Source organism: Nitrospirillum pindoramense (assembly GCF_007827955.1).
Taxonomy (GTDB): domain Bacteria; phylum Pseudomonadota; class Alphaproteobacteria; order Azospirillales; family Azospirillaceae; genus Nitrospirillum; species Nitrospirillum amazonense_B.
Genome location: NZ_VITR01000011.1, coordinates 199,127 through 217,707, shown reverse-complemented (window position 1 = coordinate 217,707; position 18,581 = coordinate 199,127). Strand labels below are relative to the sequence as shown.

Genomic DNA, 18,581 nt, shown 5'->3' with positions numbered 1-18,581 from the left:
CTTGGGATCAGCGGACTTTGACTTCGGCCAGTTCCTGCCCGTCCGGCCCCATGACATGGGTGGAGCAGGCCAGGCAGGGGTCGAAGCTGTGCAGGGTGCGCAGGATTTCCACCGGCTCTTCCGCACGGGCCACCTTGGTGTTCATGAGCGACGCCTCGAAGGCGCCGATATTGCCCTTGTTGTCGCGCGGGCTGCCGTTCCAGGTGGTGGGCACCACGCACTGGTAATTGTCGATCTTGCCGTCCTTGATGCGGACCCAGTGGGCCAGCGCGCCGCGCGGCGCCTCGGTGAAGCCCACGCCCTTGACCTCGGACGGCCAGGTCTTGGGATCGAACTTCGCCGTGTTGGCGGTGGAGGTGTCGCCGGCCTTGATGGTGGCGATCAGCTTGTCCAGGAAATAGCGCTGCTTGCGCGCCGCCCACTGCGCTTCCAGCGCGCGCGCCGCCGTCCGCCCCAGGGTGGAAAACAGCGCGTCCAGCGGCACGTTCAGCGCCGACAGGGTGCGGTCGACCTGATCCTTGATCTCGACATTGCCCTGCATGTAGCCGACCAGGTAGCGCGCCAGCGGCCCCACCTCCATGGCGTGCCCACGCCAGCGCGGCGCCTTGATCCAGCTGTACTTCGCCCCCTCGTCCAACTGCACGATATTGGTGCTGGTGCCCTTGGCGTTGGGGCCCAGCTGGTAATGGGGCTCGGTCACGCCGTCCCAGGGGTGCAGGCCCTTGCTCTCGTCCGGATACTTGTACCAGCTGTGCGGCACGAACTCCTGCACCTGCTCGGGATCGGTCAGGTCGACGGGGTGCACCTCCGACAGCTTGCCGTCGATGATGGCGCCGTGGGGCATCAGCAGGTTGCGCGGGCTATAGTCGTTGGCCCGGTCGGGGATGTCGCCGTAGGCCAGCACCGACTTGTTCGACAAACCGCCGCCGTACAGCCAGTCCTTGTAGAAGCCGCCGATGGCGATGATGTCGGGAATGTAGACGTTCTCCACGAACTCGATGCAGCGATCGGTGATGGAAGAGACGTAGTTCAGCGACGCCATGTTCACCGGGGCGCCGGCCGCCATGTCTCCATCCAGGTTGATGGCGCAGGGAACGCCGCCCACCAGCCAGTTGGGATGGATGTCCTTGCCGCCGAAGATGGTGCGGACCCGCATGATGTCCTTCTGGAAGTCCAACGCCTCCAGATAATGGGTCACCGCCATCAGGTCGGCTTCGGGCGGCAGCTTGTAGGCCGGGTTGGTCCAGTAGCCGTTCTTGAACGGCCCCAGTTGCCCGGATTCCACGAACTTGCGCAGGCGGGTCTGGATGTCCCGGAAATAGCCTGGGGAACTGTTGGGATGATGGGGGGAGACCGCCTGCTGCAGCTCGGACGTGGCCTTGGGGTCCGCCTTCAGGGCGTTGACCGGGTTCACCCAGTCCAGGGCGTGGAGGTGGTAGAAGTGGACCAGATGGTCATGCACCTGCAGCGACAGCTGCATGATATTGCGGATGCTGTTGGCGTTTTCCGGAATCTGGATGTTCAGGGCGTTTTCCACCGCCCGCACGGAGGTCAGCGCGTGGGTGCCGGTGCAGACGCCGCAGATGCGCTGGGTGAAGGCCCAGGCGTCGCGCGGGTCGCGCCCCTTCAGGATCACCTCCAGCCCGCGCCACATGGTGCCGGTGGACACGGCGTTGCGGATGATATTGTCGCCGTCGAGGTTGACCTCGCAGCGCATGTGGCCCTCGATGCGGGTGACCGGATCGACGACGACGCGCTTGCCGCTGGTGTCGAGCTGGTAGCCGTTGGGTGTCGCAAGCGTGGGCATCAGTCCCGTCCCTCTCTCTTATCGTTGGCACCGCTGCTGTTGGAGCGGGCGCGCTTGACCGCGCTGGCCGCGGCGTGCACCGCGGCGGCGGCGCCGACGATGCCGGCGGCCGTGCCGCCGATCTTGTCGGCGTTGGCCTCGATGCCGAAGCCATGGACATCGCTCAGGCGTTCATAGAAGCCGCCCTTGTCCCAGAAGCCGTCTTCGGAACAGCCGATGCAGGGATGGCCGGCCTGGATGGGGAAGCTGAGGCCCCCGTTCCAGCGCACGGTGGAGCAGGCGTTGTAGGTGGTCGGGCCCTTGCAGCCAACCTTGTAAAGACAGTAGCCGCGGCGCGCCCCCTCATCATCGAAGCTTTCCACGAACTGGCCGGCATCGAAGTGCGGGCGGCGGTAGCACTTGTCGTGGATGCGCTGGGAATAGAACATCTTCGGCCGGCCCTGCATGTCCAGTTCCGGGAAGCGGTCGAAGGTCAGGATATAGGCGATGACCGCTGTCATGACCTCGGCGATGGGCGGGCAGCCGGGGACCTTGATGATGGGCTTGGCCGGCAGGCCGGGCACCTTGTGGATGGGGGTGGCCTGGGTGGGGTTGGGCCGGGCCGCCTGGACGCAGCCCCAGCTGGCGCAGCTACCCCAGCTGATGATGGCCTTGCAGTGGTCGGCCGCCTTCTTCAACTGTTCCAGGTACGGCTTGCCGCCAATGATGCAGCTCATCCCCTCCTGGTTCAGCGGGGGGTTGCCCTCGCACGCCAGGATGAAGTTGCCGTTATACTTCTCGATGGTCTCATCGATGATGGATTCCGCCTGGAAGCCCGCCGCCGCCATGATGGTATCGTCATAGTCGAGGCTGATCATCGACAGGATGACGTCCTTGGCCAGGGGATGGGCGGACCGGATGAAGCTTTCCGAGCAGCAGGTGCATTCCAGGCCGTGCAGCCACAGCACCGGGATGCGCGGCTTGGTCTCCATGGCGGTTTCGATGGCCTGGGCGTAGGAGGGGCCCAGGCCCAGCGCCGCGGCCGTCAGGCTGCAAAATTTGGTGAAGCTTCGCCGGGTGATGCCCTGCCGGCGCATCACCTCGTAAAACGTCTCGCTCGCCATTCCGGCATTTCCTCCAACGTCCCCGGCGGGGCTGTCTCGTCCCGCATCACCACACAGTTTGGCAAGAAGCATGCCAATCTATGATATGAGGAAATTCAAAGAGTTGGGTGTGCCGGCGGTTCTCCTGGGGATGGTAAGCGGCTTTCCGACTGTAAGGTAACCTCGCAGCCGCCGAGGCTAGATCAGCCCCAATTCCAACCGGGCCGTCTCTGTCATCCGTTCCCGCGTCCAGGGCGGATCCCAGACCAGATCGACCAGCACCACGCTGACGCCCGGCACCAGCGAAACCAGGTTTTGAACCTGGCCTGGCAACATCGTTGCCACCGGACAGGCGGGCGTGGTCAGGGTCATTTCGATTTGGACCAGGCCGTCCCGGCGGACCAGCACCTGGTAGATCAGGCCAAGATCGACCAGATTGACCGGAATCTCCGGATCCTGCACGGCGCGCAGCGCCTCGAACACCGCCGCCTTCAAGGCCGGGGAGCCCTCATCCGCGCTTGGATCGGCCGACAACGGTTCTTCCTGGATGACGCCCATGGCCCCTACTCCGTCTTCACCGGCACGGGCGGGCCGCCGCCATTCAGCGCCGCCTCCAGCGTGTGCCAGGCCAGGGTCGCGCACTTCACCCGCGCCGGGTAAGCCTTGACCCCCGCCAGGGGCTGCAGCCTCTCCCCGTCCTCGACCAGCGCGTCGGGCAGTTCCGACGCCGTATCGCTGGTCACCGTGCCATGGAAATGGCCGAACAGGGCCTCCGCCTCCGCCAGCGTCTTGTTCAGCACGATCTCCGTCATCAGCGATGCCGACGCGGTGGAGATGGCGCAGCCCTTGCCCTCGAAACTGACCTCCGCGATGCGCTCCCCTTCCAGCCGCAGGAAGATGGTCACCTTGTCCCCGCACAGCGGATTATGGCCGTGGGCGAAATGGCTGGGCGCCGCCAGTACCCGGAAATTGCGGGGGGAGCGGCCGTGGTCCAGGATGATGTCCTGGTAGAGATCGCGCAAATCCATGGGACTCTCCCCTTTTCACCGGGTCGCGGCGCCGAATAGCCTCTGCGCCGCGCGGATGGCCTCCGCCAGGCGGTCCACGTCCCCTTCCGTGCTGTAGACCCCGAAGGAGGCACGCGCCGTCGCCGGCAGGTCCAGGCGGTCCATCAGCGGCTGGGCACAGTGATGGCCGGCCCGCACGGCGACGTCGTGCTGATCGAAGATGGTGGCGAGGTCATGGGGATGGATGCCGTCCACCAGAAACGACAGCGCCCCCAGCCGATGGCCCCCCGCCCCCACCAGCGTCACGCCCGGGATCTCCGCCAGCAGCACTTCGGCATAGCGGGTCAGGGCCGCCTCATGATCGCGGATGGCGGCCCGGCCCAGGCTGTCCATGAAATCCACGGCCATGGCCAGGCCGATGGCGCCGGAGATGTCGGGGGTGCCCGCCTCGAACCGCTGGGGGGCGTCCTGATAGGTCGTCTCGGCGAAACTGACAGTGCGGATCATGTCCCCGCCGCCCTGCCAGGGCGGCATGGCGTCCAGCAGCGCACGTTTGGCGTAAAGCGCGCCGATGCCGGTAGGGCCATAGCATTTGTGGCCGGAGAAGACATAGAAGTCACAGCCCAGCGCCCGCACATCCACCGGCAGGCGCGGCACCGCCTGGCAGCCGTCCAGCAACACTTTGGCCCCCTGCACGTGGGCCAGACGCACCACCTCCGCCACCGGCACGACATGGCCGGTGACATTGGCCAGGTGGGTCATGGCCACCAGGCGGGTGCGCGGGCCCAGCAGGCGCTCGAACGCCGCCAGGTCCAGGCCACCATCGGCGCCGATGGGCGCGACCACCAGCTCGATGCCCAGGCGCTGGCGCAGCATCTGCCAGGGCACGATGTTGGAGTGGTGTTCCAGTTCCGACACCACCACTTGGTCACCGGGGCGCAGGAAGGCCGCCCCCCAGGACTGGGCCACCAGGTTGATGCCCTCCGTGGCGCCCCGCACGAAAACGATCTCCGACGGGTCGGCCGCGTTCAGGAAGCGCGCCACGGTTTCCCGCGCCGCCTCGAACCGGGCGGTGGACCGGGCGCTCAAGCCATAGACGCCGCGGTGCACATTGGCGTAGTCGGTGCGATAGAACTCCGCCACGCCGTCGATCACGGCGCGCGGCTTCTGGGCGCTGGCGGCGGTGTCCAGGAACACCAGGCCGGGGTTGCGCCCGAAGATGGGGAACTGACGGCGGATCGCCAGGGGATCAAAGGTGGTGGTGTCCGGCCAGGTTTCCGCCCGGTGTTCCAGCAGCATAGTCATGAGTCCCTCCCGTCCAGCCAGCGCCACAGGTGCCGATGGGCCAGTTCCGCCAAGGCGGTGGGCAAGCCAGCGGCGTCGAGGACCTCCGCCGCGAATGCCTCAACCAGCATGCGGCGGGCCGTTTCCGGGTCGATGCCACGGGCCTGAAGATAGAACAGCGCGGCCTCATCCAGGCTGCCGACAGTGGCGCCGTGGGCGCACTTGACATCATCGGCCAGGATTTCAAGCTCGGGCTTGGTGTCGACGCGGGCCGTCGGGCTCAGCAGCAGGTTGCGGTTGACCTGGCGGGCGTCGGCGCCGTCAGCCCCCGGCGCCACGGCCAAGGTGCCCAGGAACACACCATGCGACGCCCCCGCCAGCACGCCCTTCACCACCTCATCCGTGCGGCAGCCCAATCCCAGGTGATCGGCGCGGACGGACAGCGTCGCCTCCTGCCCCCCATCCAGCAGGTAAGCGCCGTACAATCGGAATTCGGCCTCGTCGCCGGCCAGGACGACCGCCATGTCCCGGCGGGAGAGACGCGCACCGGTGATGACCGCACAGGCATCGTAACGCGCCCGGTCCGCCAGCACCGCCCGCACCGCCGCCGTGTGGCAGGCCGCCGGCCCTTCCGCCTGGATGTGCAGATGGGTCAGGACCGCGTCCGCCCCCAGGGTGACGACACCAACGGTATTGCCCCAACTGGTCACCGGGCCGGCCGCTGCACCATCCCCCACCGGACCGATCGCCGTCTCCACCACCGTGGCGCGTGAGCCGGCGCCCAAAGCGATGTGCAGGCGGGCATGGGCGCCGGCCGCTGTCGTGTGGTGGATGACCTCCACCGGGGTTTCCAAGGTCACGCCCGGCTCCAGCGCCAGGACCACCCCATCGGTGAACAGCGCGGCGTTCAGCGCGGCCAACGCCCCGTCCTCATCGCCAAAGGCGCCTTCCAGCAGGTCCGGCCGCCGCCGCAGCGTCTCCGCCACTGACGCCAGCCATACGCCATCCGGCAGCGGCGGCCCGGCCGACAGCGACGGCACGACATGGCCGTTGGCCAGCACCAGGCGGTGGGTGGTGACGGGCAGCAGCCAGAGCGCCAGCGACGCCGGGGACGGCAGGTCATCCGCCATCGCCATTGGCAGAGGCGCCGCCATTGGCAGGGGCGCCGCCGCCGTCAGCGGCTCCAGGTCGGTGAACCGCCATGCCTCCTGCCGCCGGGTGGGGAAGCCCAGCAGGGCGAACCGGTCCATTTCCGCGCGTCGGCGGAACGTGAGCCAGACGGGTTCCGCCGCCGTCGCCAACATCTGGTCGAAGCCCTCACGGAAGGGGGCGCTATCGTCGGTCATCAGCATGGCTCCCCCCGCCTCAAGCCGCATCGACCAGATGGGCATAGCCGGTGCGCTCCAGCTCGGCAGCGAAGGTCTTGTCGCCCGAGGCGACGATGCGGCCATCGGCCAGGACATGGACCCGGTCGGGCACGATATAGTCCAGCAGCCGCTGGTAATGGGTGATCATGACGATGGCGCGGGCCGGATCGCGCAGGCGGTTGACCCCATCGGATACGGCGCGCAGGGCGTCGATATCCAGGCCGCTGTCCGTCTCATCCAGGATGGCCAGCCGGGGTTCCAGCATGGCCATCTGGAAAATCTCGTTCCGCTTCTTCTCGCCGCCGGAAAAGCCGACATTGACCGCGCGCCGCAGCAGGTCGTCGCCGATGTCCAGCAGCTTCAGACGCTCCCGCACCGACTTCAGGAATTGCTGAGCGTCCAGCTCCGCCTGTCCGCGCTGGCGCCGCCCGGCGTTGAGCGCGGCACGCAGGAAGTACATGTTGTTCACGCCCGGGATCTCCACCGGGTACTGGAAGGCCAGGAACACCCCTTCGCGCGCCCGCTCGTCCGCCGGCATGGTCAGCAGGTCGTGGCCCAGGTAGCGCACGGTCCCCTCCGTCACCTCATAGCCCGGCTTGCCGGCCAGCACGCTGGACAGGGTGCTTTTGCCAGCGCCGTTGGGGCCCATGATGGCGTGCACCTCCCCGGGCGACACGTCCAGGTCGATGCCCTTCAGCACCTCGCGCCCCCCGGCGATGCGGGCCCGCAATCCACGGATTTCCAGAAGCTTGCTCATAATGGTTCCCTTCACTGGGTCGGGGTGGCGGGAAAGGGCAGGCGGCCTAGCCGACGCTGCCTTCGAGGCTGACGGCCAGAAGCTTCTGCGCCTCGACCGCGAATTCCATGGGCAGTTCGTTCAGCACTTCCTTGCAGAAGCCGTTCACGATCAGCGACAGCGCGTCCTCCGCCGTCAGGCCGCGCTGCTGGCAGTAAAACATCTGGTCGTCACTGATCTTGGAGGTGGTCGCCTCATGCTCCACCGTGGCGCCGGGGTGGCGCACGTCGAGGTAGGGCACGGTGTGGGCGCCGCAGCGCTTGCCGATCAGCAGGCTGTCGCATTGCGTGTAGTTGCGGGCGCCATCCGCGCCGGACAGCACCTTGACCTGGCCGCGGTAGGTGTTCTGCCCCCGCCCGGCGGAGATGCCCTTGGAAATGACGGTCGAGGTGGTGTTGCGACCGATATGGATCATCTTCGTGCCGGTGTCGGCCTGCTGGCGGTTGTTGGTGATCGCCACGGAATAGAAGGCGCCCGTCGCCCCCTCGCCCTCCAGCAGGCAACTGGGGTATTTCCAGGTGATGGCCGACCCCGTCTCCACCTGTGCCCAGCTGATCTTGGACCGCGCGCCCCGGCAGGCGCCGCGCTTGGTGACGAAGTTGTAGATGCCGCCCTTGCCGTTCTCATCCCCGGGGTACCAGTTCTGGACGGTGGCATATTTGATCTCCGCATCCTCCATGGCGACCAGTTCCACCACGGCGGCGTGCAGTTGGTTCTCGTCGCGCTGCGGGGCGGTGCAACCCTCCAGATAGCTGACATAGGCCCCCTTGTCGGCGATCAGCAGGGTGCGCTCGAACTGCCCGGTCTTGGCGGCGTTGATGCGGAAGTAGGTGGACAGCTCCATGGGGCAGCGCACGCCCGGCGGCACGTAGACGAAGGAGCCGTCGCTGAACACGGCGGAGTTCAGGGCGGCGAAGAAATTATCGCCCTGCGGCACCACGGAACCGAGGTAGCGCCGCACCAGGTCCGGGTGTTCCCGCACCGCCTCGCCGAAGGAACAGAAGATGATGCCGAGGTCGGCCAGCTTATCCTTGAAGGTGGTGGCAACGGAGACGCTGTCGAACACGGCGTCCACCGCGACCCCGGCCAAGGCCGCGCGCTCCCCCAGGGGGATGCCCAGCTTCTCATACGTCTTCAACAGCTCGGGATCGACCTCATCCAGGCTTTTCGGGCCAGCGGCCGCCTTGGGCGCGGAGTAATAGCTGGCGGCCTGGTAATCGATGGGGGCGATGTCCAGCTTGGCCCAGTCCGGGGGCGCCATGGTTCGCCAGCGGCGGAAGGCTTTCAACCGCCACTCCAGCAGCCACGCGGGCTCCCCCTTCTTGGCGGAGATGAAGCGGACGGTGTCCTCGTTCAGGCCCGGTGGCGCGTCGTCGGTCTCGACCTCGGTCACGAAGCCGTACTTGTACCCGTCGCCTTGGACGATACCGTCCAGAACGTCGGGCGCCGGGGCGTTGCTGGCGGGGCGGTTGGCGGTCGTGATGTCCGACATGATGGCCGATCCGATCGTGGCTGGGCTTGCCAAATACGTTCAGCAACCGGCGTGCCAGCGGCGACGTCCCGCTTTTCCGCGCTTTTCCAAGGGATTGGCGCGTCCGTAACCCGACGTTTGTCACAATCCCGACAGGGGGATTCACCACCAAGGGCCGCTATCGGAGCCGATATGGCCGACATGCGCGACGGCACGATTTCTGCAGTTCCCCAAGCGGGAAATGGCGACACGGCACAGGAGCGGAAGCAGCCATGGCAATTGAAGCGACCGTCCAGACGACGATCTATGAGGCCATTGGCGGCCAGGCCGCCATCAGCCGGCTGGTGGAGGCGTTCTACCATGAGATGGACACGGCGCCGGAGGCCCGGGACCTGCGTGCCCTGCACGCGGCCGACCTGGCGGAAACGAAGCGTGTCCTGATCCTGTATCTGGCGCAATGGATGGGCGGCCCGAACGCCTATTCGGCGGAGCGGGGGCATCCGCGCCTCCGGGCGCGGCATATGGGCTTCAGGATCGGCACGGCGGAGCGCGATGCCTGGATGCTGTGCATGGTCCGGGCGCTGACGGTCACCGTTCCGGATGACGCGATCCGCCAGGCCATCCTGGGCGCGTTGGCACCACTGGCCGACTGGATGCGCAACCAGCCGGAAACGGAAGCGGGCGCCGCGCCCGGATGACCCGGCCGCGACGCCCCCCAGAAAGGCGGCGGCCTATTGGGCGGCGGCCGCCCCCTTCAAGCCCTCGACCACCGGGCGCCCCAGGCGGAAAACACCCCGCCCGCCGGCAAAGGTCTGGTACTGGTCGGCCGCCTTCACGCTCAGCAGGTTGAACCAGGCTTGCGGGGTGAGGGCCGGCGGCCTCTCCCCGATCTCCGTCACCGAGCCGTCCGGCGCGAAGCGGACGTGGATCATCACCGTTTCGACGTGCATTCGCCCCTCCTGTCTTATAGGCCGGACCCGAAGCCCAGCAGTTCCACCTTGATGGGTTCGGTCCCCAGCACCTTGGCCTGGCAGGCCAGGCGCGACTTCGACCCCACGCCCACCATGGCGTCCAGCCGCTCGTTCTCCTCCCGTGCGATGCGGGAAAGGCCTTTGCGGCCCTCCTGAACGAACACATGGCAGGTGCCGCAGGAGGCGTTGCCGTTGCACTTGTGGGTCAAGGTCTCGTCCGCGGCCAGAATGGCGGCCAGCAGGGTCATGCCCTCGGCGGCGTCAACAGTCTTGCCGGACGGCAGGATGGTGAGAAGTGACATGGAAAACGCTCCCTGAAATCTTTGAGGCTGGAATGGTGAGGAATGGATCAGTAGATCGCGGCCCCGGCGCCGACGTTGACGGAGGCGTCCTTCATGGTCTCCACCACGTAGGCGATCTGGTCTTCGCCGAGGTGCGTATGGAACGGCAGGGCCACCGCGCGGTCCGCCACCTTCTCGGTCACGAAGTAGTCGCCACGGCGGTGACCCAGGTCGAAATAGTGCCGCTGCAGATGCAGGGGCTGGCAGTAGGCGGCGGCCTCAACCTCCGCCAGGCGCAGGTCCTCGACGATGGCGTCGCGGCTGGATCGGGAAAAGCGGGTGCCCAGCTGAACCAGGTACAGGAACCAGTTCACCTCGGTGACATCCGGCCCGATGTAGGGGTCCTTGATGCCCTCGAAGGACTGGACGTACTTGAAATACAGGTGCTGCACGCCCCGGCGCTTTTCCAGGATTTCATCCAGCCGCCGCAACTGGGCCAGCCCCAGGGCCGCCGCCAGGTCGCTCAAGCCCGCCTGATAGGGCGGCGTGCCCCCCACCACCACGGAGGTGCGTTCCGCCAGACTGTGGCGGCACTGCCGGCGCAGGGCCATGGCGATATCGGTATCGTCCGTCACCACCATGCCGCCCTCGCCACAGCACAGCGCGCCGGGCTGGGAGAAATCGAACACGGCGGTGTCCCCGAAGGTACCGACCAAGGCGCCCCGATACCGTGAGCCGATGGCCTCGGTCGAATCCTCGATCAGGATCAGGCCATGCGCCGTCGCCAGGTCCCGCAACGCCGACCAGGCCGCTGGATGGCCGTTGGTGTTGGCGGCCACGATGGCGCGCGTGGCGGAGGTGATGCGGGCGGCCGCCTTTTCCGGCGCCAGCGTCCCCGCCCAATAATCAATGTCGGCGAAGACCGGCCGGGCGCCAGACAGGCTGACGGCGTGCTGCGTCTCACGGAAGCCATAGGGGGAGACGATGACCTCATCCCCCGGCCCGATGCCCTGCGCGCGCAAGGCCATGAGCAGTCCCAGCGTGCCGCTGGCCACCGCCACGGCATGGCGCCGCCCCAGATAGGTGGCGAACGCCGCCTCGAACGCCGCCGTCACCGCCCCGACCCCCAGGGTCGGGGAGCGCAGCACCCGCTCCACCGCCGCCAAATCGGCGGGCGTGATGTCCGGATCGCTGAGGCGGATCAAGCCATCCGCCTCTGGAACCTCGGCCAGGGCGGTCATGGCGCACCCCGCCGGGCCAGCAGGACGCCGGTGGCGTGGGCGGGCTCATCCGTCAGGCGGACGCAGTGCCCGCTGCCGTCCAGCAGATGCACGTCGAAACCGCCGTAACGGCGGAACGGGTCCTCGGCCACATCCGCCGCGTCGCACCGCGTCCAGGCCAGATGGGGCAGCTGGTGGCGCAGCGTGGCGAAGACATCCTCCGCCGCTGCGCCCAGAATGGCATCCATCGTCGCCAGATCGTCTGCGCTAACCGCCATGTCATCCCCCGTCATTGCCAGAACTGCCGATCGGCATCGACGTTCAGCAGGTCCAACAGGTCACTCAACCGGCCGAAGGCGCCGTGCAGTTCCCAGACGCCCTGGACATGGTCCTTGCGGAACAGCCGCCAGGTCCCCTGGCTGAACTGGATCAGCGCCACGTCGACCACCCCGCCCTCGCGGTCCACATTGCGGGAACAGCAGGGGCTTTCGATGCGATAGCCGCCCGCCGCCGGCACGACGGTGGGGCGGACGTAGAGATAGCGTTGGCGCGATCGCAGAGCGCGCTCGATGCGCTTGCGGTCCACGTCGTTGGGGTGCCCCCCGATGGGGAGACTTTGCGATGCCGCCATCATGCACATAGCCCCTCCCCTGGGCCCTTCCGCCAGGTCTGCTCCTTCACACCGGAACGATCTCTTCCTCCAGGCAGCCGATCACCCGCCGGTCGGCGAATTCGACCAGGTAGATGGGCGTGCCGCTGTCGACATGGGTGCCGACCTGGACGATCTCCCCCACCGTGCCCGCCGGTTCCAGCAGGGCGTCGGCCGGCATGTCGGGGTAACCGCCGTCGTTGACCAGGTCGGTGACCACGCGCATGCGCTGCCCCCATTGGTACAGGGGTTGCCGGGGCTCGATCATGGCCGGCCCCCCAGGACTTGGCCCGGTACCGGCAAGGCGGTGGGCAGGGGCGTGTCGTCATCCTCGGCCGGCGCGAAGACGGCCTCCAACTCCTTGCGCTTCATGCCCACGCGGTTGCCGCTGCCCAGGAATTCGACGCCGTAGATATAGAATTGCTGCAGGAAGGTGCCGATGCTGACGACGTAGCCCTCCTCGCCCTTCTTGGCCAGGATGTCGCCGATCTCCTTCCCGGCATAGGTACCGTCATTGCGGACGGTGCGCCGGGACCGCACCTTTTCCCCATAGGCGAAGGCGGGCGGGTCGACGATCTCGACCACGTCGCTGTCGCGGACGATATTGCTCATGGCACAACCTCCAGTATGGGGGGCTCCAGCATGGGGAGTGTCGGGGTCGGCGAGAGGCGCGAGGCCACCATTTCCCGCACCAGGATGTCCTCATCCCGGGCCAGATCGGCGAGCTGCGCCACGGGCAGGCGTGTGGCAACCTCGAACCGCACCCGCCAATCGGGGTCGCGCTTCAGGCGGGCCAGCAGGTCGCCCGGCAGGCGTTTGGACACCTCATGCCGCACGCTGGCGTCGGCATCGGCGACCATGCGGATCAGCCACTCCACCGGCGCGCGGGTGGCGACCAGGCGGCGCACCTCCGGCTCCTTGTCGTCGATCATGCGGGCCAGCAGGCCGGGCCCGACGCGGCGCGCCACCATCAGGCGCACATAATAATCGGGATCACGCACCATGGGGATCAGGTCCGCCTCATCCAGCAGGGCGGCGACCCGGATGCGCACCTCGCGGTGGGGATCGTCGCGCAGGCGCAGGGCATAGCGCCGGGGCAGGCGCCGCACGGCGTTCCAGCGCACCGCCTCCTCCGGATCGTCCAGCATGGGCGGCAACAGGAAGATGTCGGCGTGCTTGGCGGCGATGGCCCGCACCTCGAAATGCGGATGGCGCACATGGCCATTGGCCAGACCAGGGTTCCAGGTGAAGAACCGGTCGATGCGGCGGGCGTAGCGATCGTTGACGCAGGCGTGCTTCAGCCGGCAGCGGCCGGCGGCCTGAAGCGCCGCGTGGACGCACGTCCCACAGGAAATCACCTGGCCCCGCCAGTCCACGGCTTCATCGATGTCAGTCATGATCATCCTGCCCCATGCGATGGATGACGTTCAGCAGCACCTGGGCCCCGACCTTGTCGCTGGGGTCCAGTTCCAGCAGCTTGAGGACGGCCGCCAAGCCCTCATCCAGGCCGCCGGTACGCATGTGCAGGTAGGCGTAGCCCTTGAGGGTGAACAGGAAGAAGCGGGGCAGCGGCGCGTCGAAGCGGCTGAAATCCGCGTCCGTGGCCACGACCTGACGCCAGTCCGCGGGCAGGTGGTTGTCCTGCGCCGCTTTGGCCAGGCAAAGGCGGGCGATATCCAGCGCCTCCTTCAGCCGGCCCTTGTAGAAGTAGAAGCGATAGAGGGCGATCAGGACAGCCGGATGCCAAGGCGCCGCCAGGCGCGCCAGGCGCAGGTGGCGTTCCGCCACCTCATCCAGGTGATAGGCCTCGCCGGCGGCGGACAGGTGCTGCTGCACCTCCGGCGGCAGACCACCCCCCAGAACGGCGAGGGACAGCATGTCATCATCCGGGATGGGGGGCTGCCCGTTCCCGTCAGGGGACATCATCACGGTCCTGTCCGCCGCCCGCATGGCCCTGTCCCCCGCTTATTGCAGCCGCACGATGGGCGTGGATGCCGTGGCGCAGGACGTGGCCTTGGGGTCGCGGAACACCAGGCCGTTTTGCGCGGCGCCGTCCGCGAAGTCGATGGTGACGCCAGCCAGCAGCAGCCGGCTTTCCGCCGGCAGGAACAGGCGCACACCGTCGCGCTCGACCACCGCGTCGCCCGGTTCGGGGGTCGCGCGGACGCTCATGTCAGCCGACAGGCCGGAACAGCCGCCGGGGCTCAGGACCAGGCGGAAGCCAGCCTGGGGCCCGCCATCGGCCCGCAGCATGAAGCGGATGAAGCGTTCAGCCGCCGGGGTGATCGTGAAGGTCATCGCCATCCCCCTCAACCGGCCGCCTGATAGCGGGGATAGGCGGTGTCGATGACACAGGTGTTGTCCACCGGGCAGACGGCGACGCACTGCGGCACATCGAAATACCCGATGCATTCCGTGCACTTCTTCGGATTGATGACGAAGGTGCCACCCTTTTCCGAAATCGCCACGTTCGGGCACTCCGCCTCGCAGGCGGAGCAGCTGGTGCATTGCGAGGCGACGATCTTGTAGGCCATGGCTTTGTGTTCTCCCTTGGTAAATGGCGCCGGGGCCGGATGCGGCCGGCCCGGTCCAAACGGAACGGCATCAGGCGGCGACGATCAGGGCGCCCTGGCGGATGGCGGCGTCGCCCCGCAGGGTGTGGACCAGCTCTCCGGCGGCCACCTTTTCCAGATAGCCCTTGAACCAGGCGATGGCCGACTTCTCGATGAACTCATGGGCGTACTGGTCCACGGGCTCGATGCCGGCCTGCACCAGGTCCGCCTTGGGGCAGCCGCCGATCTTGGCGACAAAGACGGCGTGGCAGTCGTTGATGGCGCGAATGACCGTCTGCAGGCTGTCCTCATCGCCAAAACCGCCTTGGCAATAAAGATCGACGCGCCGGTGGCCCACGAACTTGGCGCCGGCGGTGGACAGCTCATAGACCTGGAATTCCTTGGCGTGGCCGAAATGCTCGTTGATGAGGCCGGAACCCTTGGTCGCCACCGCCACCAGCAGCCGGATGTCGCTGTCCGCGCCCGCCAGGCCGGCCAGTTCCTCCTGCTTGGCGGCCACCTTGGCCACCCGCTCCTCCTCCACCCGCGCCTGATAGGCCTTGCGGCCCTCCAGGTCGTAGTCCACCTCCATCTCCATGATCTTTTCGGTGGTGAATTCGGCGCTGCGGTCCTCGCCCAGCAGGCCGACGGCATCGGCCCGGCACTGGCGGCAGTGCCGCATCATGTTCATTTCCCCCTCGCAGGCGTCCTGCAGGGCCTTCAGCTCATGGGCCGTGGGGCCGCGCTGGCCCGTCAGGCCGAAGACGGTGCCGTGTTCGGGCGCGGAGATCAGGGGCATGATGTTGTGCAGGAAGGCGCCGCGGGACTTCACCGCCCGGTTCACCTCAACCAGATGGTGGTCGTTGACGCCCGGGATCATGACGGAGTTGACCTTGCACAGGATCCCGCGCTCGGTCAGCATCTCCAGGCCGCGCAGCTGGTGCTCGGTCAGCAGGCGCGCCGCCTCCACCCCGGTGTAGCGCTGGTGGTTCCAGAAAACCCAGGGATAGATCTTCGCCCCCACCTCCGGATCCACCATGTTGATGGTGATGGTGACGTGGTCGATGTTGTAGCGGGCGATGGTGTCGACATGGTCCGGCAGCGCCAGGCCGTTGGTCGACAGGCACAGCTTGATGTCCGGCGCCGTCTGGGCGATCAGTTCGAAAGTCTTGAAGGTCTTGGCCGGGTTGGCCAGCGGGTCGCCCGGCCCGGCGATGCCCAGCACGGTCATCTGCGGGATGGTGGAGGCGACGGCCAGCACCTTCCTGGCCGCCTGCTCCGGCGTCAGCCGCTCGCTGACCACGCCGGGGCGGGATTCGTTGGCGCAGTCATACTTGCGATTGCAGTAGTTGCACTGGATGTTGCAGGCGGGCGCCACGGCCACATGCATGCGGGCATAGTGGTGGTGGGCCTCCTCGCTGTAACAGGGATGGTTCTTCACCTTCTCCCAAATCTCCGGCGGCAGGTCGCCCTGCCCGGCGGCGGAACCGCAGCTGGCCTTGCCGCTGCCGCCCTGCGTGCCGCACCCCTTATGCTCGGCCACCTGCTGCATCACGGCGTCGATGGTGACCAGAGTGCCCGAACCGCCCTGCGATGTGGATGCGTGCATGTCCGTTCCTCTTGTTGGGCCGGCGGATCGCGCCGGCACTCTCGATTGGAAAGTTTGCTTTACGCCTCAAGCGACACGGGGCCGACGGCTCCCGACTATTCAGCAAAGGCCATGCCACTCATCGGACGGGCGAAAGCGCCAGAATGCTTGGGCTTTCGCCCCGTGGCCCCTGTGCGGTTGCCGACAAACCCAGCGCAAGCCGGACAACACGTCGGCAAGCCGACAGGATCAGCCGCACAAAATCGAAACCGCCCGCGCCAGGGGCACGGCAACCGGGACCAGACCATGGGCCGAGAAGAACTTCACCTCGTTGCGCGTCAGATCGCCGGGCTCCACCACGACGTAATGGCGGTCGCCCGAGCGCTTGGAGACCTGCCGCGCGTAGGTCCGCAACAGCTGGTCATGGAAGCGGCACCCGATGAACAGGAAGCCGCGCCCCCGCCGCCGTTCCTTGACGATGTCCGGAATGGGCGTCTGGATGTCGATCTCGGTCAGGACCTCGACATAGTCGGCATCGGAGATCAGGAAGTTGCGGACCGGGTCCACGCCGCCATGCGGCTTGTAAAGGATCGTATCCCAAGTTTCCGCCGCGTCCCGCCCTGTTTCCTGTCCCTGGGCGTCGTAGAAGCGGTACCAGCGATCCTCACCGATGCCGGCGCGGGTGATCCCCTGCACCTCCCCCCAGACCGTGGCGGTCGCCGCCAGGGCCGCGCGCATGGCGCCGTCGTACCAGGTGTCGACGATCAGGGGCACGCCCAAAGCCGCCAAGTGATGGTGAAGGGCCGTGGGCGCCATCGGCGCCCGGAACGCCTCCGCCATCAGAGCCGACACCGTGGAACGGTGGCGGGTGCTTTCGATATGCTGGGCGGCCGCCCAGGCGTTGCCCTTGGCCCGGCGCGGCAGCGCCACCTTGGCCGCGAAGAACTCGGCCAGCGCCTCATGCGTCACCGGCGCTTCCGGCAAGTCCGGGGACACTTGCGCCAGGGCCGGCCCCAGATAGGGGACCAGCGCGCCGGCCCGCAGCCGGGCAGCCAGATCGGCCAGCAGTCGCTCCGCCTCAAGTCCGTCCGTCAAAGCGGGGGGCGCTGTCCGGGGGCCTTCCGGGGCCGCGGTCGCTGAAACCGTCATCTCAGTCCTCCTCCCCCCGCTTGCGGGCGTTCACGGTCACAGGCAGGCGCGTATCGGCGGCCATTTCCGGCAGGTCCAGGACCCAGCCGTTGGCGATGCGGATCCAGCCACCCCACAGGCCCTCGTGTTCGGTCTCGACCACCGGCTCCTCCAAATCCTTCTTCGGCACATAGATGGAAAGGCCGCTTTCAGGCGAACGGCGGATCATCACTTTCATCGGGACCGGTCCTTGCGCTGGTGCGGCCTTGGGCAGGTTTGCGGGCCCATCCATTTCAGCAAGGGCCGTGCCATCCGAGAAAGCAGCGGAACTCCGCCCTTTCGCCGCGCCGCCCCGCGCATCGCCGCGTCGGGAACCCGACAAGGCCTGTCGCATCCCTTACCGCGCCGGCTCGCCCCGCCGCCGCAAACCGGCCTGTCCCTGTCTTCATTGGCATGGCATGCGGGATGCAGTGGCCAGATGGGGGAAATGGTCCCGGGGGACCATGTGTCCCCTTGACCCCCGGCGCCCGCGCCGGGGACACTTCCGCCGACAGGAGGTCCCAATGCCCGACAGCGTCACCTTCACCGAGAACCTGCTGAACCTGGCCGCCGTCGTCTATCAGCCGGAGGAGGATGTGGACAGCCTGCTGGCCGATTTCGCCCTGGGCTTGCGGGAGCAGGGACGTCGGGTGGGCGGCATCGTCCAGCGCAACCGCCGGAGCGAATGCGGGCCCATCAAGCTGATGGAGGTGGTGGATCTGCGGAGCGGCCGGGTCATCCCCATCTGCCAGAACCTGGGGCCCGGTTCGGTGGCCTGCCGCCTTGACACGGGCGGGCTGGCGGACGCGGCCCTGGCCGTGGCCGAAGCGGTCGCCGACCGGATGGAACTGGTGATGGTCAATAAGTTCGGCAAGACGGAGGCCGAGGGGCGCGGCCTGCGCGGTGAGATTGCGTCCGCCATCGACGCGGGCTTGCCGATCCTCACCGCCGTGCCCTGGCGCTTCTACGATGCCTGGGCGGCCTTCACCGGGGGCTACGGCACCACCCTGGCCTGCAACGCGGCGGTGGTAGCCGACTGGTGGCAGGAGTGGGCCCGCCGGGCGGAACGGCGGCAGGCTGAGCCGGCCGCCGCCCTGCAATAACGCGGGGAATAGGGCCGGGCGGCCCTTATTCCTTGCCGATCAGCACGTCGGAAGACTTGATGATGGCGGAGACGTCGTCGCCGACCTTCAGGTCCAGATCGTCCACCGCCTCGTTGGTGATGGAGGAGGTGATCAGGCGACCGCTGGCGATCTCGATCTTCACATGGGCCGTGGTCACCCCCTTGGTGACCGCAACGACCTTACCGGCGATGACGTTACGCGCGCTCAGCTTCATT

At 67.5% G+C, this 18,581-nt stretch carries 25 protein-coding genes; 2 read left to right on the top strand and 23 right to left on the bottom strand.

The genetic code is table 11. The annotated features are described in order from the left end of the window. Window positions 1–7: 7 nt before the first annotated feature. The 8 genes from FBZ90_RS19115 to sufB all read right to left on the bottom strand — a co-directional run bounded on the left by FBZ90_RS19115 (window position 8) and on the right by sufB (window position 8,835). Entirely contained in the window at window positions 8–1,807 is a 1,800-nt protein-coding gene (locus tag FBZ90_RS19115; RefSeq protein WP_145734570.1) for a nickel-dependent hydrogenase large subunit, read from the bottom strand. Next, a complete protein-coding gene (locus tag FBZ90_RS19110) occupies window positions 1,807–2,910 on the bottom strand; it encodes a hydrogenase small subunit (protein ID WP_145734569.1) in 1,104 nt (367 codons plus the stop codon). Before FBZ90_RS19110 ends, FBZ90_RS19115 begins: the two co-directional genes overlap by 1 nt. Window positions 2,911–3,087: 177 nt before the next feature. Next, on the bottom strand, window positions 3,088–3,447 hold the full coding sequence (locus FBZ90_RS19105; protein ID WP_145734568.1) for an iron-sulfur cluster assembly protein: 360 nt from the start codon (window positions 3,445–3,447) through the stop codon (window positions 3,088–3,090). A gap of 5 nt (window positions 3,448–3,452) precedes the next feature. Next, window positions 3,453–3,917, bottom strand: a complete 465-nt coding sequence (gene sufU / locus FBZ90_RS19100; RefSeq protein ID WP_145734567.1) for a Fe-S cluster assembly sulfur transfer protein SufU — start codon at window positions 3,915–3,917, stop codon at window positions 3,453–3,455. 15 nt (window positions 3,918–3,932) lie between these two features. Next, window positions 3,933–5,201, bottom strand: a complete 1,269-nt coding sequence (locus FBZ90_RS19095) for an aminotransferase class V-fold PLP-dependent enzyme (RefSeq protein ID WP_145734566.1) — start codon at window positions 5,199–5,201, stop codon at window positions 3,933–3,935. After that, entirely contained in the window at window positions 5,198–6,526 is a 1,329-nt protein-coding gene (gene sufD, locus FBZ90_RS19090; RefSeq protein WP_145734565.1) for a Fe-S cluster assembly protein SufD, read from the bottom strand. Before sufD ends, FBZ90_RS19095 begins: the two co-directional genes overlap by 4 nt. Before the next feature lie 19 nt (window positions 6,527–6,545). Then, window positions 6,546–7,304, bottom strand: coding sequence for a Fe-S cluster assembly ATPase SufC (gene sufC, locus FBZ90_RS19085; protein WP_145734564.1), 759 nt, complete (start codon window positions 7,302–7,304; stop codon window positions 6,546–6,548). 46 nt (window positions 7,305–7,350) lie between these two features. Next, window positions 7,351–8,835 carry a Fe-S cluster assembly protein SufB gene (sufB, locus tag FBZ90_RS19080; RefSeq protein ID WP_246130500.1) on the bottom strand — a complete coding sequence of 495 codons (1,485 nt, stop codon included), beginning with the start codon at window positions 8,833–8,835 and terminating at the stop codon, window positions 7,351–7,353. A gap of 251 nt (window positions 8,836–9,086) precedes the next feature. Between sufB and FBZ90_RS19075 the strand changes: the two genes are divergently transcribed. After that, window positions 9,087–9,512: a group II truncated hemoglobin gene (locus tag FBZ90_RS19075; RefSeq protein ID WP_145734563.1), complete on the top strand. Its 426-nt coding sequence runs from the start codon at window positions 9,087–9,089 to the stop codon at window positions 9,510–9,512. Between the two features lie 33 nt (window positions 9,513–9,545). Here the strand turns inward: FBZ90_RS19075 and FBZ90_RS19070 are convergent, their stop codons facing one another. The 14 genes from FBZ90_RS19070 to nifT form a co-directional block, all read right to left on the bottom strand. Beyond that, window positions 9,546–9,764 (bottom strand): hypothetical protein, encoded by a 219-nt coding sequence (locus FBZ90_RS19070; RefSeq protein ID WP_145734562.1) that lies wholly within the window; start codon window positions 9,762–9,764, stop codon window positions 9,546–9,548. Between the two features lie 14 nt (window positions 9,765–9,778). After that, window positions 9,779–10,087, bottom strand: a complete 309-nt coding sequence (locus tag FBZ90_RS19065; protein ID WP_145734561.1) for a 2Fe-2S iron-sulfur cluster-binding protein — start codon at window positions 10,085–10,087, stop codon at window positions 9,779–9,781. A 47-nt stretch (window positions 10,088–10,134) separates the two neighbouring features. Next, window positions 10,135–11,307 carry a DegT/DnrJ/EryC1/StrS family aminotransferase gene (locus FBZ90_RS19060; RefSeq protein ID WP_145734560.1) on the bottom strand — a complete coding sequence of 391 codons (1,173 nt, stop codon included), beginning with the start codon at window positions 11,305–11,307 and terminating at the stop codon, window positions 10,135–10,137. Beyond that, window positions 11,304–11,564, bottom strand: a complete 261-nt coding sequence (locus FBZ90_RS19055) for a hypothetical protein (RefSeq protein WP_145734559.1) — start codon at window positions 11,562–11,564, stop codon at window positions 11,304–11,306. The genes FBZ90_RS19060 and FBZ90_RS19055 overlap by 4 nt, the downstream gene beginning before the upstream one ends. Before the next feature lie 11 nt (window positions 11,565–11,575). Next, window positions 11,576–11,920 carry a DUF3024 domain-containing protein gene (locus FBZ90_RS19050; RefSeq protein WP_211102177.1) on the bottom strand — a complete coding sequence of 115 codons (345 nt, stop codon included), beginning with the start codon at window positions 11,918–11,920 and terminating at the stop codon, window positions 11,576–11,578. A 43-nt stretch (window positions 11,921–11,963) separates the two neighbouring features. Then, window positions 11,964–12,203: a nitrogen fixation protein NifZ gene (locus FBZ90_RS19045; RefSeq protein WP_145734557.1), complete on the bottom strand. Its 240-nt coding sequence runs from the start codon at window positions 12,201–12,203 to the stop codon at window positions 11,964–11,966. After that, on the bottom strand, window positions 12,200–12,547 hold the full coding sequence (locus FBZ90_RS19040; RefSeq protein ID WP_145734556.1) for a nitrogen fixation protein NifZ: 348 nt from the start codon (window positions 12,545–12,547) through the stop codon (window positions 12,200–12,202). The genes FBZ90_RS19045 and FBZ90_RS19040 overlap by 4 nt, the downstream gene beginning before the upstream one ends. After that, on the bottom strand, window positions 12,544–13,332 hold the full coding sequence (locus FBZ90_RS19035; protein ID WP_211102175.1) for a 4Fe4S-binding leucine-rich repeat protein: 789 nt from the start codon (window positions 13,330–13,332) through the stop codon (window positions 12,544–12,546). The genes FBZ90_RS19040 and FBZ90_RS19035 overlap by 4 nt, the downstream gene beginning before the upstream one ends. Beyond that, complete coding sequence (locus FBZ90_RS19030; RefSeq protein WP_211102173.1) at window positions 13,325–13,813, bottom strand: hypothetical protein; 489 nt, start codon at window positions 13,811–13,813, stop codon at window positions 13,325–13,327. Before FBZ90_RS19030 ends, FBZ90_RS19035 begins: the two co-directional genes overlap by 8 nt. 87 nt (window positions 13,814–13,900) lie before the next feature. Continuing rightward, complete coding sequence (locus FBZ90_RS19025) at window positions 13,901–14,233, bottom strand: HesB/IscA family protein (protein WP_145734554.1); 333 nt, start codon at window positions 14,231–14,233, stop codon at window positions 13,901–13,903. An 11-nt stretch (window positions 14,234–14,244) separates the two neighbouring features. Beyond that, complete coding sequence (locus tag FBZ90_RS19020) at window positions 14,245–14,469, bottom strand: 4Fe-4S dicluster domain-containing protein (protein WP_145734553.1); 225 nt, start codon at window positions 14,467–14,469, stop codon at window positions 14,245–14,247. Between the two features lie 70 nt (window positions 14,470–14,539). Continuing rightward, entirely contained in the window at window positions 14,540–16,039 is a 1,500-nt protein-coding gene (gene nifB, locus FBZ90_RS19015) for a nitrogenase cofactor biosynthesis protein NifB (protein WP_246130522.1), read from the bottom strand. 285 nt (window positions 16,040–16,324) lie between these two features. After that, a complete protein-coding gene (locus FBZ90_RS19010) occupies window positions 16,325–17,224 on the bottom strand; it encodes an SIR2 family NAD-dependent protein deacylase (protein WP_145734551.1) in 900 nt (299 codons plus the stop codon). Window position 17,225: 1 nt separating this feature from the next. Beyond that, complete coding sequence (gene nifT / locus FBZ90_RS19005) at window positions 17,226–17,441, bottom strand: putative nitrogen fixation protein NifT (protein WP_145734550.1); 216 nt, start codon at window positions 17,439–17,441, stop codon at window positions 17,226–17,228. A 325-nt stretch (window positions 17,442–17,766) separates the two neighbouring features. On the opposite strand from nifT, the gene FBZ90_RS19000 reads away from it, so the two are divergent. Beyond that, window positions 17,767–18,345 carry a DUF2478 domain-containing protein gene (locus FBZ90_RS19000; RefSeq protein ID WP_145734549.1) on the top strand — a complete coding sequence of 193 codons (579 nt, stop codon included), beginning with the start codon at window positions 17,767–17,769 and terminating at the stop codon, window positions 18,343–18,345. 25 nt (window positions 18,346–18,370) lie between these two features. On the opposite strand, the gene FBZ90_RS18995 is transcribed toward FBZ90_RS19000, so the two are convergent. After that, window positions 18,371–18,580 (bottom strand): TOBE domain-containing protein, encoded by a 210-nt coding sequence (locus tag FBZ90_RS18995; protein ID WP_145734548.1) that lies wholly within the window; start codon window positions 18,578–18,580, stop codon window positions 18,371–18,373. Window position 18,581 lies beyond the last annotated feature (1 nt).